Origin of the sequence: Mesorhizobium sp. L2C066B000 (genome assembly GCF_000502335.1) — a bacterium.
Lineage (GTDB): Bacteria > Pseudomonadota > Alphaproteobacteria > Rhizobiales > Rhizobiaceae > Mesorhizobium.
The window spans coordinates 12,748-28,504 of the sequence record NZ_AYWZ01000020.1 but is presented as its reverse complement, the minus strand read 5'-3'; the positions used below and the strand labels follow the sequence as shown (position 1 = coordinate 28,504).

Genomic DNA, 15,757 nt, shown 5'->3' with positions numbered 1-15,757 from the left:
ATCCTGGCAAAGCGACCGGACGGATCAGCCGCCAATCCCCATCGCTGCCAGAAGATATTGCAGAGGAACCCATTTAAGTAGACTAAGCAATCCGCATGGACTTATCTGCTCATGATATGAATGTCCGATGGGAGGTGCCCTATGCAGCGCGATGGCATGAAGGATCTGCTCTGGTTCGTGGCGGTCGCCCGGGAGCGCAGTTTCACCAGGGCGGCGGCAAAGCTCGGAACCTCGCAGTCGACCCTGAGTTCGACAATCAAGGAGCTCGAAGCTCGTCTTGGCGTCCGCCTGCTGACGCGTACGACGCGGAGCGTCTCTCCGACCGAGGCCGGCGAGCGACTTTTCCAATCTCTCGTTCCCCGCTTCGAGGAAATTGAATCCGACCTTGCAAGCCTGGTGGCGTTTCGCGACAAGCCCTCCGGAACGGTCCGCATCACCCTGTCCGACCATGCGCTCCAGACGACCGTCTGGCCGAAGCTCCAGCCCTTGCTCAGCGACAACCCCGACGTGCGCGTCGAGCTCTACAGCGACAACGGCATGAAGAACATTGTGGAGGAGCGCTTCGACGCAGGCGTGCGGCTTGGCGAGAGCATCGACAGGGATATGATCGCAGTGCGCATCGGGCCGGATTGGAGGCTCGTGGCCGTGGCTTCGCCGGACTACTTTTCCCGCCATCCGGTTCCGGCCGCGCCCCAGGACCTGGTCGATCACGACTGCATCAATATGCGGCAGGCGACGTTCGGCGGATTGTATGCCTGGGAATTCGCCAGGGATGGCCGCGACCTTCGTGTGCGGGTGGAAGGCCAACTCACCTTCAATTCGTCCATTCCCATGATCGAGGCTGCGACAAGCGGTTTCGGGATCGCCTATGTCCCGGAAAACCTCGTCAGCCACCACATCGCCGATGGACGCCTCAGGCTCGTGCTTGACGACTGGAGCCCGCCTTTTGCCGGCTATCACCTCTATTATCCGAGCAGGCGACAGCTCTCCCCTGCCATGGCGGTGATCATCGACGCGCTCCGCCATCGCATCTGACCCCTGTTTGGGTCATGAAGCTGAGCTGGGTGAATGGCAGGTTCTACCTGGGCATCGCCCGGCTTCATGCTGCCGCTGGAGCAGGCGCTGCGCCGCCGCTGCGATTTTGTTGGTGGTCCAAAAAGGAAGAACGCGGAATCCCGACTGGGAAGCTTATGCCACCCGATCTTTTCGCCGGTTTTTCCGAACTGTTGAATTTTGTTTCTGGAGTGTGTCTGGGCGCGCGCGCNTATGCCACCCGATCTTTTCGCCGGTTTTTCCGAACTGTTGAATTTTGTTTCTGGAGTGTGTCTGGGCGCGCGCGCTCAGAGATCGGCGTTCATCGGCGCTACGGCCGAGAGCCTGCTTCTCAAAGCGGACCTCGCCTCAAGGCATCAACCGCCCCGGTGACATCTCCGAGTGGACTGCGCCCTCCACTTCACCGGCAAAGAGTGCAAATGTTGTGCACCCCGTGGGTAAGTAGCCGTTATTCCTTGCTCCACGGTCTACGAATATTCTACTTTTGTTTCCATGTAGGTTATTTCTGACGGAAAGATTTCGCCAGAGGCTTGGTGGTTTTCGCCAGAGGCTTGGTGGTTGCAGAGTTCGAGGGGGTAGATGGTAGCGCTAAGACTGAATGGTGTTCCAATATTGTGCGCAGCAGACGTAACGGTCGCCGTCGCAAAACTACCCTACACCAAGGAATCTCTCGACGAGTTGCGCAAAGAACATGCGGGCCGATATTTAATCCGGCGCGGTGGTGATGACGGGCAAGAAATTATGTCGGTCCCGCTATTGGCCGACGCACCTCAACTCAGCGATGCAGTCGTAGAGGTAAAATTATCTGAGGCACATTGGCTTCTTGCGTCACTCGCGGTTGAAGCCCTGACTAGATTATTCACTGAGTTAGGTCGACCCATTCTGCGATCGAGGCCTTTACGCCTGCTATCCCAGAAGCCAGCCAATCTGTTTCCTGAGAATGTTGGGCTGCCTGACTGGCTTCAACGCCGCGTTGTCTTGGACCTCGAGACCAGAAAAATCTGGAGGCAAGATGGCGATCCTACACTTGTGTTGCTGTGCGATGTTCGCACACAAAACTTCATAGATGTCCCAACCGACAAGCTGATGGCGACCGGAGTATCGGTGATGGGGCGTTACGTCAGTCGCATGGTGTCGAGCGATGATCCCAGAATAACTTCACATCTAAAACTGGCCGGTAGAGTCATTTCCATTGAAGGCGATAGACTGCTTCTTGCCGACTTCGGTGAAGGCCCGGATTCAATCTCGATCGCTCACGCTTACCTGGAACGGCGGAGAGAGAACGTTGATTGGTGCGTGCAGCAACTGAATCCAGCGAAGGCTGGCCAAATCCTTATGTCCGTCCAGGCTGAAGCCGCGAAGTTCTTAAATGGACCGGGCCGCTTTGAGCTCATCAAGCGGACTTTCGACTACCTTCGAACGCAGAGCATCGAGCTCGTTCCAGATGTCAAGCTTGAGCTTGGCGATCTGATCGGTATGGGTGCTGCACGTTGGCCTTTTCGGCAAGAAACAATCAAAAAACCAACTCTCGTCTTTGATCCTAGTGGCGTAAAAACAGACACGTGGAACGAGCGCGGCCTCGACAAGCATGGACCCTACGACCAACGCACCTTCTCCCCTAAGGAGATGAGAATTGCGGTCATTTGCCGTGAAGCAGATGAGGGCCGGGTCGAAGGATTTCTGGCGAAGTTCCTAGACGGAATGCCTCACGTAATTGTTGGCGAGAACCGAAAGCCGTATGAGAAAGGGTTCATTCGCCGCTTTGCCCTGTCTGCGCCAAAGGTCCACACCTTTACCGCTAAAAGCAGCTCGGTACCCGACTATCTCAATGCCTGCAGGGCTGCCTTAAAATTTGCGCATGACCAAGGGTTCGAATGGAGCCTGGCAATCGCACAGATCGACAAAGACTTCAGGGAGTTACTTGGCCCAGACAATCCCTATTTCGCAATCAAAGCTGCGTTTCTGAAGCAGCGTGTTCCCATTCAAGAATTGACGTTGGAGACCATGAGCACGCCCGATCGGCAGCTTGTCTATATTCTCAACAATATCAGTCTTGCGAGTTACGCCAAGATCGGCGGCATTCCGTGGCTGCTAAAATCTGGCCCGACGGTTGGCCATGAACTCGTCATAGGTATTGGCTCCCAGACAGTCTCATCCTCACGTTTGGGAGAAAAGCAACGGGTGGTAGGCATCACCACCGTTTTTACGCACGATGGTCGGTATCTACTCGACGATCGGACACGCGCGGTGCCATACGGTGAGTACGAGGCCGCACTTTCGGAGACATTGACGCGTGCTATTGAGCGTGTTCGCACTGAGGACAACTGGCGAAGCACAGACGCCGTAAGACTGGTGTTTCATGTCTTCCAGCAGATTAAGGACTACGAGGCAGACGCGGTAGGCAAGCTCGTGGAGAACCTTGGCTTCTCCGACGTGAAGTATGCATTCGTGCACGTGGTGGACTCGCATCCATACACGTTGTTCGACGAGCATATGCCCGGAGTAAAATTTGGATACGAGATGAAGGGTGCTTACGCCCCAGAACGAGGCCTTTGCATCTCGCTTGGAAGAGACGAAAGGCTCCTATCTTTCACTGGCAGTCGAGAAGTGAAACAGACGCATCACGGGCTACCAAGACCAACGCTTTTGCGCCTGCACAGGAACTCTACCTTCCGGGATATGACCTACATTGCGCGTCAGGCGTTCGATTTCGCGAACCACTCGTGGAGAATGCTGACACCGGCTCCACTGCCGATCACTATCCACTACGCGGAGCTGATTGCGCGCCTGCTTGCAGGCCTAAAGGACACGCCAGGTTGGGATGAGGACACCATGTTGGGTCCCGTTGGACGAACGCGTTGGTTCTTATGACTGATGAGCCAAACATACTTGTCGAACTGCAGCAGCTAGCTAGCGACGATCCAAATCAGCCCGAACATGCGCGAGCCTTTTCGTACTGGATTCAAAATGATGTCTTCACTGGCGATTCCGTTCTGGATGCTGTGGCGACGGCCGCCGCGAGGGCATCGGGTCCTGACAGGCGTACGTCGCATGTTGCAGTGCTCGGCTACGCTGCTCACTTCGATCGTAAATTCACGGGCGCCTTTGTTGAAGGACTTAGGTGGCTTCAGGAACGAAGATATTTTGTAGTTGGTCGCCCGCGAACGTTTGAAGCTGATGGCTTGGCCCTCTTAGGCGTTGCAGTTGGAGTTTCGTTATTGCCAACACGCGACGCAGGCCAGTCGCATGCCTGGCTTGCGGACCTGGTTAGGAGGTCGCTGGTGGATGCAGCGGCGATAGACTGGAATGGATCTCTAATAAGCGCGGCGTCCGTTGTGCTAAAACTGCAAACGAATTCCAGGCCGCTCCCAGAACTGCTTGTCGCTCTTCAAGCAAAAGGATTGGCCGAAGCGACCGCTGATCAGAGACAGGAAGGGTGGCGTCACGCGTTCGACGTGAGAGGCAACGAAGATGGAATGTCGAGAGCATCGACGCGCGTTGCCGTAATCAATTTTCTTTCTCGTGATGCACCCGCTATTCGTTTCGACAAAGCAAGCGTCACTGATGTTGCCCGGGTTCTGCACGGGCTAGAGCGATCTTTGCGTCACTGGACATGGGAAGACAAGCCACGCACGCCGAAGTCGCAGGTCGCGCGGTGGGATGTGGAAAACGAGTACCACGTTCAGAACCTGCTCTGGGCCCTACTAGCTCCGATCTTTTCCGATCTTGATGACGAGGAGTGGCTAAAATCTTTGGGCCAGCACCATCCACGCGGCGACTTGGCGATCCCCTCACTCAGAACGATAGTGGAAGCTAAGTTTCTGAGGGTCGGGTCAGGACAATTCTCCAAAGTCATCCAGGAAGTAGCGGCGGACGCTACGACATACCTCGGAGACGGTAGTGGATATGATCACCTGATTGCCGTGGTTTGGGACGATCTCGCACGAACAGAAGAACATGCCGAGTTGCGTCGAGGCCTGTTAGCGCTGCGCGGCATCAACGATGCGATAATCTTATCCCGCCCGTCCTTCATGCGACGGATTCCCCTCGCATTGAAAAAGAAGCTGGATGGGGAAGCGGAGGAGAAGGTTGAAGAGACCTAGGCGCGCGCCAACTCTGAGACAAACTGACCAAAATGCAATTAATCTACTAGGGGACGTGGTATGAGCCAAATCGTCATAAAGAAATCCAGTGAGCTAATTGATCCACAGGCACAGCTCATTGTAAATTTTCTCAAAGAGATGGGGTTGCCGTACGACAACATTATCGCCGATCAGACGCAACGGGCTATCATTGGTGACAATATTCAAGGCCTCGTGGCGGCACTTCCGGCTGAGGTCAAGAAGGACGCCAGATATCTATCTCGCTTCGTTATAGGGGCGGGCATCGGGTTATTTGACTATTCCCTGAATGCCGTTTGGAATGAAGTGGTCCTCAATCTTCGCAAAAAGGCCGTTATGTACGGCCTTGACATCTTTTTTGACGGAGCAGTAGGCGGCAGCAAGGCGCGAGAATATTACTCGACTGAAGAGGATCTATCCTCCTTAAAGGACTCCGTGCTCTTAGACACGAGTCGAAAGTTGGAGCTCATATCCGATACAACCTACAAGAAGCTCAAACACATACTGGAAATGAGAAATGACACGGGCATTTCACATCCGAACAGTTACAGTATTAACGCCTACGAACTTCTGGGTTATTTGCAGAACTGCATTCAGGATGTTCTAAACGACAACCCTACCGAAGCTGCCCTGCAGGTTCAGGCGTTTATCAAGAACTTGAAGACAACGACTGGTGCGCTGGACAACGCCACAGCCCAGGGAATTGAGAAGCGTATTGCAGAACTTCCCAGCCACCTATGTGGGAGCCTGCTTCGCACTGTGTTCGGCATCTATGTCTCGGCAGACACCGATCCGGTTGTCCGCAAAAACATATCTCTGATAGCGCCCGGAATATGGAAGGCCTGTCAGGACGAGGCGAAATATAAACTTGGGATCGTACTCGAAGGCTATAACGTCAATCTTTACAAGGACAAACATGCCCTTGGCCAGCAATTCTTCGATGTCGTTGGCGGCAATGCATTTCGTTCGCCATCCGAGCGCGTCATAATCGTCGATGAGCTAATAACAGAGCTACTCGACAAGCATAACGGATGGGATAATTTCCATCACGAAGCCCCGGTCGCGGCGCAGCTATACTCGTACGTGCCCGACCAGGCGGCAATCTTTGACAATCTTTGCATGCGATTGTTCAAGGTAATATTGATGTGCCGGATCGGCCGCGGCGTTGCCTATCTAGAAGGCGTGTCACCGGGTGGCCGACGATACTATGATGCAATCCTCGCCATAGCAGGAGACAAATTTGCCCCGTACGTCATGGCTTCGCTCGGTCACTACGAGATCACGGCGAAACTCGGCAACCAACTTTGTCGCAAGCACGCAAAAGCGGCACTGCAAATCGTCCGAAAGACCGTGATTAATGCTCGCCTCATTGAATGTCTTGACTACTTGATTGCTAATATTGAGGGCACCGCAAGCTGCGTAAACAATGCTGAGTTCAGGAAGTTGTCCCAAGGGTACATAAACTGGCCGTAGCCGCTGCTAACCAGGCAGGCCGTTCGCTATCCGCTGCGCATCTTGCTGTCCGCAAAGGCCCGACCGCTCGCCCGCTCAAGCCAAAGTGCTTGACCTTGCGGTATTTCTGACGAACGACCGGTCTTGGGCAGCAAAGGCGGAGCGTGGACGGCCTATTCGGGTCGTTAGGGAATGGCAGCTTCCTGGCTGGTTCGTTCCAGAAGCGCACCGTCTGCACTCGGCCCTAAGGCGCCATCAGAATGTCTGCTCACCATGACCGCTCCTAGCGCAAAGCGGTGATGACGAACAACCGCGTCGATCGCGTCGCCAACTCGCCACCCCCTTGCCATCGCCAAATTCTCATCCTAGTCTCCCCTTGAGAAAACCTTTTCCCAAGCCCACACCATACATCGACCACCCACCTCGACACGCTACAGCCCAGTAAGAGAAAACCTTTTCCCAGACCGAGGACCGACACCCGCAAAATGGCCTCCGACACGCCACCACCACCCAAACAACCCGTCACCCTGCGTGAAGTCGCGGCGATGGCTGGTGTCAGCGTGGCCACGGCTTCGAAGGCGCTGAACGGGCAGGGGCGGATGACCGCCGAGACGCGGCAGCGCATTCGCGAGACGGCGCAGCGGCTCGGCTTTCGCCCCAACAGCCTGGCGCAGAGCCTGCTGCGGCGGCGCTCCTTTACAGTCGGCCTGTTGACCAACGATACCTATGGCCGCTTTTCCCTGCCGGTCATGTCCGGCATTTCCGATGCGCTGGTCGATGCCGGCGTGTCGGTGTTCATGTGCAATGTCGAGGACGATCCGCGGCTGGCGCAGCTGCATGTCGAGGCGATGCTGGACAAGCGCATCGACGGCATCATCGCCAGCGGCAAGCGCATCGACCGCCATTTGCCGGTCGACCTCGCCAATCTCGGCGTGCCCGTCATCTACGCCTTCAGCCAGCCCGATCCCGATGCCATCGCCTTCGTCTCCGACGATGCCGGCGGCGCGCGGCTGGCGGTCGAGCATTTTTGCCGCCTCGGGCGGCGGCGCATCGCCCATATCAGCGGTCCCGAAAGTTTTGCCGTGGTGAATGAGCGGGCACAGGCTTTTCGCGATGTGCTGGCCGCGCACGGCCTGCCGGTGACCGAGCCCTTGCTCGGCTCGTGGTCGGAAGCCTGGGGGCATGAAGCCGTCGGAAAGCTGTTCGACGGCCCAATGCTCTTCGACAAGAAGGGGGAGAAACCCGACGCCGTGTTCTGCGGCAACGACCAGATCGCGCGCGGCGTCATCGATGCGCTGCGCGAGCGCGGCTTAGGCGTGCCTGGCGACGTCGGCGTCATCGGCTTCGACAATTGGGAGATCGTGGCCGAGGCAACCCGCCCGCCGCTGACCTCGGTCGACATGAACCTGGCAGCGCTCGGCCGCGAGGCCGGCCTCACACTGCTTTCGCTCGTCGGCGGCCAACCCGCCGCGCCGGGCATTCGAAAACTGCCGTGCCGGCTGGTGGTGCGTCAGTCATGCGGCCGCCCATTGGACGGCTAGGAAAACGCGAGGCGCGATCTGCGCCGCAACAGGGAGGAGAACAAAACCATGAGGAGGAAAACCATGAAGACCATGATTACCGGGTTCGCGCTCGCCGCGAGCATCATTGCCTTGCCTGCAATGGCCGCCGACACCGCCAACATCTGGGTGCGCGCCGACGGCTCGAACTTCATGCCGCGCATCGTCGATGCCTTCAACAAGGGCCATGAGAACCAGGTCAAGCTGGACATCATTCCCAATGCCGAGATCATCCCGAAATATGGCGCCGCCGCCGCCGGCGGCACGGCGCCCGACGCGCTGTCGCTCGACCTGATCTACACGCCATCCTTTGCCGCCGCCGGCCAGCTCGAAGACATCACCGACTGGGCGAAATCGCTGCCCTATTTCGCCAGCCTGTCGCCGGCGCATGTCAAGACCGGCACCTACAAGGACCACATTTACGGGCTGCCGTTCTCGGCCGACGCCTCGGTGCTGATCTGGAACAAGAAGCTGTTCAAGCAGGCGGGGCTCGATCCCGACAAGGGGCCGGCCAACTGGGCCGAGATCGAGGCCGATGCCGAAAAGGTCAACGCGCTCGGCGGCGACATCAAGGGCTTTTATTTCTCCGGCAATTGCGGCGGCTGCAACATCTTCACCTTCACGCCGCTGATCTGGGCCTCTGGCGGCGACATTTTGAGCGAGGACGGCTCCAAGGCGACGCTGGACAGCCCGCAGCTGCGTGGCGCCATCGACCTCTACCGCTCGATGGTCAAGAAGGATCTGGTGCCGGCCGGCGCGCAGACCGACACCGGCGCCAATTTCTTTGCCGCCTTCGCCACCGGCAATATCGGCATTTCGCCGTCCGGCGCCTTCGCCATCGGCGCGCTCAACACGCAGTATCCGGACATCGACTATGGCGTCACCTTCCTGCCGGGCAAGGACAGCGGCTGGTCTTCGTTTGCCGGCGGCGACAATTTCGTCGTCACCAAGGGCACCAAGAAGCTCGCCGTGGTGAAGGAGTTTCTCGACTTCGCCTATTCGCTGGAGGGCCAGACCATCCTGGCGAAATACGGCAGCCTGCCGGTGCGCGGCGACATCGCCAAGGAAGCGCTGAAAGATCTCGATCCGCGCTACCAGATCGCCGCCGAAGCCATGGCCAAGGGCCGCACGCCCTATTCCGTGGTGTTCAACGACCTGATCAACTCGGCCAACGGTCCGTGGACGCAGATGATCAACGAGGTCGTCTTCGGCGACGACGTCGATGGCGCCATCGCCAATGCGCAGGAGACCATGCAGTCGATCATCGACCAGGCGCAGAAATAAGGACTGGCCGGCGGCGAGGGCGCATGACGCCCCTGCCGTCGCAGGTCCTGATCCGGCCGCCCGATCCGTCTCCCTGGACGGGCGGCCGGCGCTCCTTACCCTCCCACTTGTGGGGAGGGTAAATGACCGCCACCACCACCACCCCGCCACGCGCCAGAAAACTGGTCGGCGCCGGCCGCCGGCAGTGGATCGGCCTGCTCTATGTCGCGCCGGCAGTGGCACTGGTCGTCTTCTTCTTCATCATCCCGCTCGGCATGACCGCGTGGATGTCGCTGCACAACTGGCCGCTGATGGGCGAGCATTTTTACATCGGCTTCGACAATTACCGGGCGATCCTGCGCGACAACCGTTTCTGGAACGCGCTGAGCTTCACCGCCTACTACACCGTGATCGTCACCATCGTGATCTTCGCCGTCGCCTTTCCGCTGGCGCTGTTCATCGAAAAGCCCAGGCGGCTGACCGGCTTTTACCGGACATCCTTCTTCATGCCGGCGGTCGTCGGCTTCGCTTCTGCCAGCCTGCTCTGGTCGTGGCTGCTCAATGTCGATTCCGGCCTGTTCAGCCCGGCCGCCTACGATTTCGGCCTGACGGCGAAAAAGTTCAACCTGCTGGCGACCTTCCAGCCGGCCTTCTGGTCGATCATCGCCATGGTCGTGTGGAAGGTGGCGGGCTTCACCATGATCATCCTGATGACCGGCCTGCAGTCGATCCCGACCGATCTGCAGGAAGCGGCGATGATCGACGGGGCAGGGCCGTTCGCGCGCTTTCGCGCCATCACCCTGCCGCTGATGCGCCGCACGCTGGCGCTGGCGCTGATCCTGTCGATCGCCGGCTCGATCCTCGCCTTCGACCAGTTCTACATCATCCTGCGCGGCGGCCCGCGCAACCAGACGCTGACCGCCGTCTACTGGATCTTCAACCAGTCCTTCGTCTCGTTCAAGCTCGGCTATGGCGCCGCTTTGTCGATGATACTGCTCGCCATCCTGGTGGCGCTCAGCCTGGTTCAGCTGTGGCTGCTGCGCAAGCCGGAGGGCATCGACTGATGGCGCAGGCAAGAAGCCGCAGCAGCCGCCTCTGGCTCAGGATCGCCGAGCATTCGACCGGCATGATCGCCTCGGTGCTGTTCATCGCGCCGATCGTCTGGGCCGTGCTGTCGACCTTCAAGCCGGCGCAGGAGGCGCGCCAGCCGCCGCTGCCGCCATGGCCGACGACAGGCTTCTCGGTCGAGAACTATCGCACGCTCGACACCTTTGGCGACGGCCTCTGGCTGCCGGCGCAAAACAGCCTCTATGTCGCCTCGATGACGGTGATCCTGTCGGTCGTCGTCAGCGTGCTGGCCGGCTACGGGTTTTCGCGCTTCCGCTTTCCCATGAAGGATGTGCTCTTCATCGTCATCCTGTCGACGATTATGATCCCGTTCCAGTCGATCCTGACGCCGATCTTCCTGGTGCTGACCAAGGTCGGCCTGCACAACACGCTGACCGGGCTGGTCCTGGTCTACACCACGCTGCAACTGCCGTTCTCGATCTTCATGATGCGCAACGCCTTCGATGCGGTGCCGCGCGAGATCGAGGAGGCCGCGCGCATGGACGGCGCCAACAACGTCACCATGCTGCTGAAGGTGATGCTGCCGCTGGTCTGGCCGGGCATCGTCACCATCGCGCTGTTCGCCTTCCTCGGCGCCTGGAACGAATTCCTGGCCGCACTCGTGCTGATGACCGACCAGTCCAAATTCACGCTGCCGATCATGATGACTGCACTTCAGTCCGGTCGCTTCGGCGCCATCGACTGGGGCGCGGTGCAGGCGGGCGTCACCGTGATGATGGTGCCGTGCCTGGTGCTCTTCCTGCTGCTGCAGCGCTTCTACATCCGCGGCCTGATGGCCGGCGCAGTGAAATGACCCGCCGTGAATGACCAATATCCAACGGAGTGACACGATGACAGCCAAACCATCCGCCAAGCCCGGCAAACTCGCCTTCCGCCCACTGCCGGTGCCGCAGGTCGATGTGCGCGGCTTCTGGGGCGACCGTGTCGATGCCGTGGCGTCGCGCACCGCCGACATCCTCTACGAGCGCTGCGTCGAGGCGCGCATGCTGGAGCAGATCGACCCGGACCGGCCCTCGCCGGGCGTCGTCATTCCGTTCCATTCGCCGTCGCCCGACGAGGCTGCCAGCCCCGGCTTCACCGGCTCGACGGTGACGACGCAGATGTTCTGGGACTCCGATTGGGGCAAGACCATCGAGACCGCGGCCTATTCGCTCTACCGGCGCAAGAACGCGGCGCTCGAGACGAAGATCGATGCCGTCGTCGACCTGTACGGCAGACTGCAGCAGGAAGACGGTTATCTCTCCAGCTGGTACCAGCGCATCCAGCCCGGCAAGCGCTGGACCAATCTGCGCGATTGCCACGAGCTCTATTGCGCCGGCCATCTGATCGAAGGCGCGGTCGCCTACTACCAGGCCACCGGCAAGCGCAAGCTGCTGGATATCATGTGCCGCTATGTCGACCATATCGCCGACACCTTCGGTCCGGAGCCGGGCAAGAAGAAGGGCTATTGCGGCCATGAGGAGATCGAGCTGGCGCTGGTCAAGCTGGCGCGGGCGACCGGCGAGCAGAAATACATGGACCTGGCCAGGTATTTCATCGACCAGCGCGGGCAACAGCCGCATTATTTCGACGAGGAGGCGCGTGCGCGCGGCGCCGACCCGAAGGCCTATCATTTCAAGACTTATGAGTACAACCAGTCGCACAAGCCGGTGCGCGAGCAGGACAAGGTCGTCGGCCATGCGGTCAGGGCGATGTACCTCTATTCCGGCATGGCCGACATCGCCACCGAATATGGCGACGATACGCTCAGGGTAGCGCTCGACCGGCTCTGGAACGATCTCACCACCAAAAACCTCTATATCACCGGCGGCCTCGGGCCATCGGCGCACAATGAGGGCTTTACCAGCGACTACGACCTGCCCAACGAAACCGCCTATGCCGAGACCTGTGCCTCGGTCGGCCTCGTGTTCTGGGCCAGCCGCATGCTCGGCATGGGCCCCAACGCCCGCTACGCCGACATGATGGAGCGAGCGCTCTACAACGGCTCGATCTCCGGCCTGTCGCTCGACGGCTCGCTGTTCTTCTACGAGAACCCGTTGGAGAGCCGGGGCAGGCACAATCGCTGGAAATGGCATCGCTGCCCCTGTTGCCCGCCGAATATCGGCCGCATGGTCGCCTCCATCGGCAGCTATTTCTACTCCCTCTCGGATGATGCGCTGGCCGTTCATCTCTACGGCGACAGCACCGCGCGCTTCGACATATCGAACCGGGCGGTCAGTCTGATTCAGTCCAGCAATTATCCCTGGGATGGCGCGGTCTCCATTCGGATCGAAGCCGACGCGCCGGTCGAGTTCACCTTGCACCTGCGCGTCCCCTCCTGGTGCGGCAAGGCGGCGCTCAAGGTCAACGGCGCCGCGGTCGATCTGGATGACATCACCAGCGACGGCTATGCCGCGATCCGGCGCGAGTGGCGCCAGGGCGACCGGGTCGAACTCGATCTCGAAATGTCGATCGCCCGTCTGTTCGCCAATCCGGAGGTGCGTCAGGACATCGGCCGCGTCGCACTTGCGCGCGGTCCGCTGATCTATTGCGTCGAGGAGACCGACAATGCCGGCCAGTTGCATCGGATCGCTCTGCCGCGAACGGCAACAATCGAGGCGCATGCCGAGCCGAACCTGCTCGGCGGCATCGTCACGCTTTCGGCACTTGCCAGCAAGGAAGCGCAGGAAAACTGGGAAACCGGGCTCTATCGCACCGATCCGCCGGCGGTGAGCGAAACGAAAATCACCGCCGTCCCGTACTTTGCCTGGGACAACCGTGAACCCGGTGAGATGCTGGTCTGGCTGCGGGACGGATGAGTTACAGGCTGACGAACGCCGTCAGCGGCAAATGATCCGACGCAACCCGCGACAGCGGCGTGTCATGGGCTTCCACCGACGAGACCATGCCGTGCCGGTTGGCCATGATCCGGTCGAGCGCCAGCACCGGCAGGCCTGAGGGGAAAGTCGGCACCGCCGCCGGCGTGAAACCAAAGGTGGCGTGCAGCGTCTTGAGCGCCGAGCGGTTGCCCAGCCGCCATTCGTTGAGGTCGCCGAGCAGCAAGGTCGGCCTTTCATCCTGGTTGCTCATGATGTCGAGCACGACGCGGGCCTGCTCCGAACGCGAGCGGCGCAACAGGCCGAGATGCGCGGCGATGACGCGCAGAGTGCGCGTTTCGTCGAGGTCGATCTCGGCAACCAGCGCGCCGCGGGGCTCCAGTCCCGGAAGCTTGATCTGATGGACGTCGCGCACGGTGCCGCGCTTGAACAAAAGCACGTTGCCGCGCCAGCCATGGCCCTTGCCGCTTCCGGAAACCGGCACCGGCACAAGCCCTGTTTCGTGTTCGATCCGGGCAAGGTCGAGCAGCCCGGCGCGGTCGCCGAAGCGGTTGTCGGCCTCCTGCAGCGCGATGACGTCGGGGCCGATCTCGCGGATGACGCGGGCGGTCCGTTCGGGGTCGAACCTGCGGTCGGTGCCGATGCATTTGTGGACGTTGTAGGAGGCGACCACCATCTGGGCGCCTTCAATGTGCTTGCGCGGCGTCGCGTTCGCCTTGCGCGCTTTCCTGCCGCGGATCGACAGGAGCACTGTTTCAGGAAGGCTGCGTCCGTTTATGTCCATAGGCCTGCGTTCAATCTGTCCTGATTCTAAAGATAGGGCGATCCCAGCCATAACAACCGGTCAAAGACCCGGATGACAAATGGCCGCGCTCTTAGGGTTGCGAGTGTGACGGGTTTGGCGGAAGCGATTGCCGCTCCGATACGCCCCTCGATCTCGGCGGCAAAGCCGGTATCCAGCACCTCCAGGTCGATTTCGAAATTCAGCCGCAGCGACCGGGCGTCGAGGTTGGAGGAGCCGACATAGGCCCAGACGCCATCGACCGACAACAGCTTCGAATGGTCGAACGACCCCTCATGCCGCCAGACGCGGCAATAGTGCTTCAGCACCTGGTCGTACTGCGCCGTCATGGCGCGGCCGACCAGGAAGAGATTGTTGACCGCGGGCACGACGATGTCGATCTCGACGCCGCGCCGGGCCGCCGTGACCAGCGCGCTGACAAATTCCCGGTCCGGCAGGAAATAGGGCGACATGATGCGGATCGATTTGCGGGCGACGGAAAATGCCCCCGTCAGCAATTTGTGGTTGGTTTCGATGCTGGCGTCCGGCCCCGACGCCACGGCCCGCACCAGGATCGGCTGACCGGGTGGCGGCGAGGGCTTTTCTACGTGCCAAACCTCGTCCTTGAGCGCCTCGTTGCCGGCAAAACGCCAGTCTTCGGCGGCAACCGCGAACAGGTCGGCCACGACCGGCCCCGTCACCTGGAAATGCGTATCCGCCGAACTGGCGCTGCCGGCGAATTCGGCCGAAAATCCCTTGCGGATGTTCATGCCTCCCGTGAACGCCACCACACCGTCGACGATCAGGATTTTTCTGTGCGTCCTCAAATTCGCATAGGGAAGTCTCAGGCCCATGACGATGTTGCCGTTGAACAGATCGACGGTGACGCCGGCTTCCCGGAGTGTCCCAAGGATGCTGGGCACGGAATAGCGCACGCCGACCGCATCGATCAGCACGCGAACCGTCACACCGCGCCGGACCGCGCCGGCCAGCGATCCGACAAAACGTCGTCCGATCTCGTCATTGTCGAAGATGTAGGTCTCGAGCAGAATGCTGCGCTGTGCGCTGTCTATCGCCCGGCACATTGCTGCGTAAGCTTCGTCGCCGGTCCTGAGGATCGTGATCGCGTTTGCCGACGTCAGTGCGCGCCGCGCCACCCTGTCGCCTAGCGTCTTCAGGCCGGCAAAGCGCTGGCCGAATTCGGCTGAGATGAGTGTTTCGAGCGCAATGTCGTGGTCGTGTTTGGCTGTCTCGGCTTCACCGGCGACGGGCCGCATGGCGCTGATCGTGGCGCGGCGGATGCGGTTGATGCCGGCAATGGCATAGATGATCGCGCCAAGGAACGGCGACAAGATCATCACGCCGACCCAGCCGGTGGCGGCGCGCACGTCTTCCTTGGTCATGATTGCGTGGACGATGCCGATGGCGGCCATCAGCATCGGAATGATCACAAGGATCAGAGGCCAGTAGGTCACAAAGGTCTGCCACATCGGCAGGACTATCGAGCCAGCGGCCGCAGAAGGCAATGCAGCTGATTTGTAGCCGCCCGGATGCTCTAGGAAACATTACTCCGCACTTGGAGAT

At 59.9% G+C, this 15,757-nt stretch carries 11 protein-coding genes; 9 read left to right on the top strand and 2 right to left on the bottom strand.

Annotated features, from left to right (window positions below):
• Positions 1 to 141: 141 nt before the first annotated feature.
• The 9 genes from X733_RS139310 (at position 142) to X733_RS139345 (ending at position 13,374) form a co-directional block, all read left to right on the top strand.
• Positions 142 to 1,035, top strand: a complete 894-nt coding sequence (locus X733_RS139310) for a LysR family transcriptional regulator (protein ID WP_023819970.1) — start codon at positions 142 to 144, stop codon at positions 1,033 to 1,035.
• 597 nt (positions 1,036 to 1,632) lie between these two features.
• Positions 1,633 to 3,924 carry a Piwi domain-containing protein gene (locus X733_RS139315; protein ID WP_031194042.1) on the top strand — a complete coding sequence of 764 codons (2,292 nt, stop codon included), beginning with the start codon at positions 1,633 to 1,635 and terminating at the stop codon, positions 3,922 to 3,924.
• A complete protein-coding gene (locus tag X733_RS1000000167335) occupies positions 3,921 to 5,156 on the top strand; it encodes a hypothetical protein (RefSeq protein WP_050588713.1) in 1,236 nt (411 codons plus the stop codon). Before X733_RS139315 ends, X733_RS1000000167335 begins: the two co-directional genes overlap by 4 nt.
• A 60-nt stretch (positions 5,157 to 5,216) precedes the next feature.
• Entirely contained in the window at positions 5,217 to 6,647 is a 1,431-nt protein-coding gene (locus X733_RS139320) for a hypothetical protein (RefSeq protein WP_023819967.1), read from the top strand.
• Between the two features lie 464 nt (positions 6,648 to 7,111).
• Positions 7,112 to 8,167, top strand: coding sequence for a LacI family DNA-binding transcriptional regulator (locus tag X733_RS139325; protein ID WP_023819966.1), 1,056 nt, complete (start codon positions 7,112 to 7,114; stop codon positions 8,165 to 8,167).
• 63 nt (positions 8,168 to 8,230) lie between these two features.
• Entirely contained in the window at positions 8,231 to 9,469 is a 1,239-nt protein-coding gene (locus X733_RS139330; RefSeq protein WP_023715223.1) for a sugar ABC transporter substrate-binding protein, read from the top strand.
• A gap of 122 nt (positions 9,470 to 9,591) precedes the next feature.
• On the top strand, positions 9,592 to 10,512 hold the full coding sequence (locus X733_RS139335) for a sugar ABC transporter permease (protein WP_023819964.1): 921 nt from the start codon (positions 9,592 to 9,594) through the stop codon (positions 10,510 to 10,512).
• Complete coding sequence (locus X733_RS139340; RefSeq protein ID WP_023682951.1) at positions 10,512 to 11,369, top strand: carbohydrate ABC transporter permease; 858 nt, start codon at positions 10,512 to 10,514, stop codon at positions 11,367 to 11,369. The genes X733_RS139335 and X733_RS139340 overlap by 1 nt, the downstream gene beginning before the upstream one ends.
• Before the next feature lie 37 nt (positions 11,370 to 11,406).
• Positions 11,407 to 13,374: a glycoside hydrolase family 127 protein gene (locus tag X733_RS139345; RefSeq protein WP_023819963.1), complete on the top strand. Its 1,968-nt coding sequence runs from the start codon at positions 11,407 to 11,409 to the stop codon at positions 13,372 to 13,374.
• Position 13,375: 1 nt separating this feature from the next.
• Here X733_RS139345 and X733_RS139350 read toward each other — a convergent pair whose 3' ends face one another.
• Together X733_RS139350 and X733_RS139355 are read right to left on the bottom strand one after the other, a co-directional pair.
• Positions 13,376 to 14,176: an endonuclease/exonuclease/phosphatase family protein gene (locus X733_RS139350; RefSeq protein WP_023671569.1), complete on the bottom strand. Its 801-nt coding sequence runs from the start codon at positions 14,174 to 14,176 to the stop codon at positions 13,376 to 13,378.
• 26 nt (positions 14,177 to 14,202) lie between these two features.
• On the bottom strand, positions 14,203 to 15,663 hold the full coding sequence (locus tag X733_RS139355) for a phospholipase D-like domain-containing protein (RefSeq protein WP_023700604.1): 1,461 nt from the start codon (positions 15,661 to 15,663) through the stop codon (positions 14,203 to 14,205).
• Positions 15,664 to 15,757 lie beyond the last annotated feature (94 nt).

What these genes read in the sequence shown, in the direction of transcription:
- X733_RS139310 (WP_023819970.1), top strand. Translation starts at nt 142, where the DNA reads ATGCAGCGCGATGGCATGAAGGATCTGCTCTGGTTCGTGGCGGTCGCC.
- X733_RS139315 (WP_031194042.1), top strand. Translation starts at nt 1,633, where the DNA reads ATGGTAGCGCTAAGACTGAATGGTGTTCCAATATTGTGCGCAGCAGAC.
- X733_RS1000000167335 (WP_050588713.1), top strand. Translation starts at nt 3,921, where the DNA reads ATGACTGATGAGCCAAACATACTTGTCGAACTGCAGCAGCTAGCTAGC.
- X733_RS139320 (WP_023819967.1), top strand. Translation starts at nt 5,217, where the DNA reads ATGAGCCAAATCGTCATAAAGAAATCCAGTGAGCTAATTGATCCACAG.
- X733_RS139325 (WP_023819966.1), top strand. Translation starts at nt 7,112, where the DNA reads ATGGCCTCCGACACGCCACCACCACCCAAACAACCCGTCACCCTGCGT.
- X733_RS139330 (WP_023715223.1), top strand. Translation starts at nt 8,231, where the DNA reads ATGAAGACCATGATTACCGGGTTCGCGCTCGCCGCGAGCATCATTGCC.
- X733_RS139335 (WP_023819964.1), top strand. Translation starts at nt 9,592, where the DNA reads ATGACCGCCACCACCACCACCCCGCCACGCGCCAGAAAACTGGTCGGC.
- X733_RS139340 (WP_023682951.1), top strand. Translation starts at nt 10,512, where the DNA reads ATGGCGCAGGCAAGAAGCCGCAGCAGCCGCCTCTGGCTCAGGATCGCC.
- X733_RS139345 (WP_023819963.1), top strand. Translation starts at nt 11,407, where the DNA reads ATGACAGCCAAACCATCCGCCAAGCCCGGCAAACTCGCCTTCCGCCCA.
- X733_RS139350 (WP_023671569.1), bottom strand. Translation starts at nt 14,176, where the DNA reads ATGGACATAAACGGACGCAGCCTTCCTGAAACAGTGCTCCTGTCGATC.
- X733_RS139355 (WP_023700604.1), bottom strand. Translation starts at nt 15,663, where the DNA reads ATGTGGCAGACCTTTGTGACCTACTGGCCTCTGATCCTTGTGATCATT.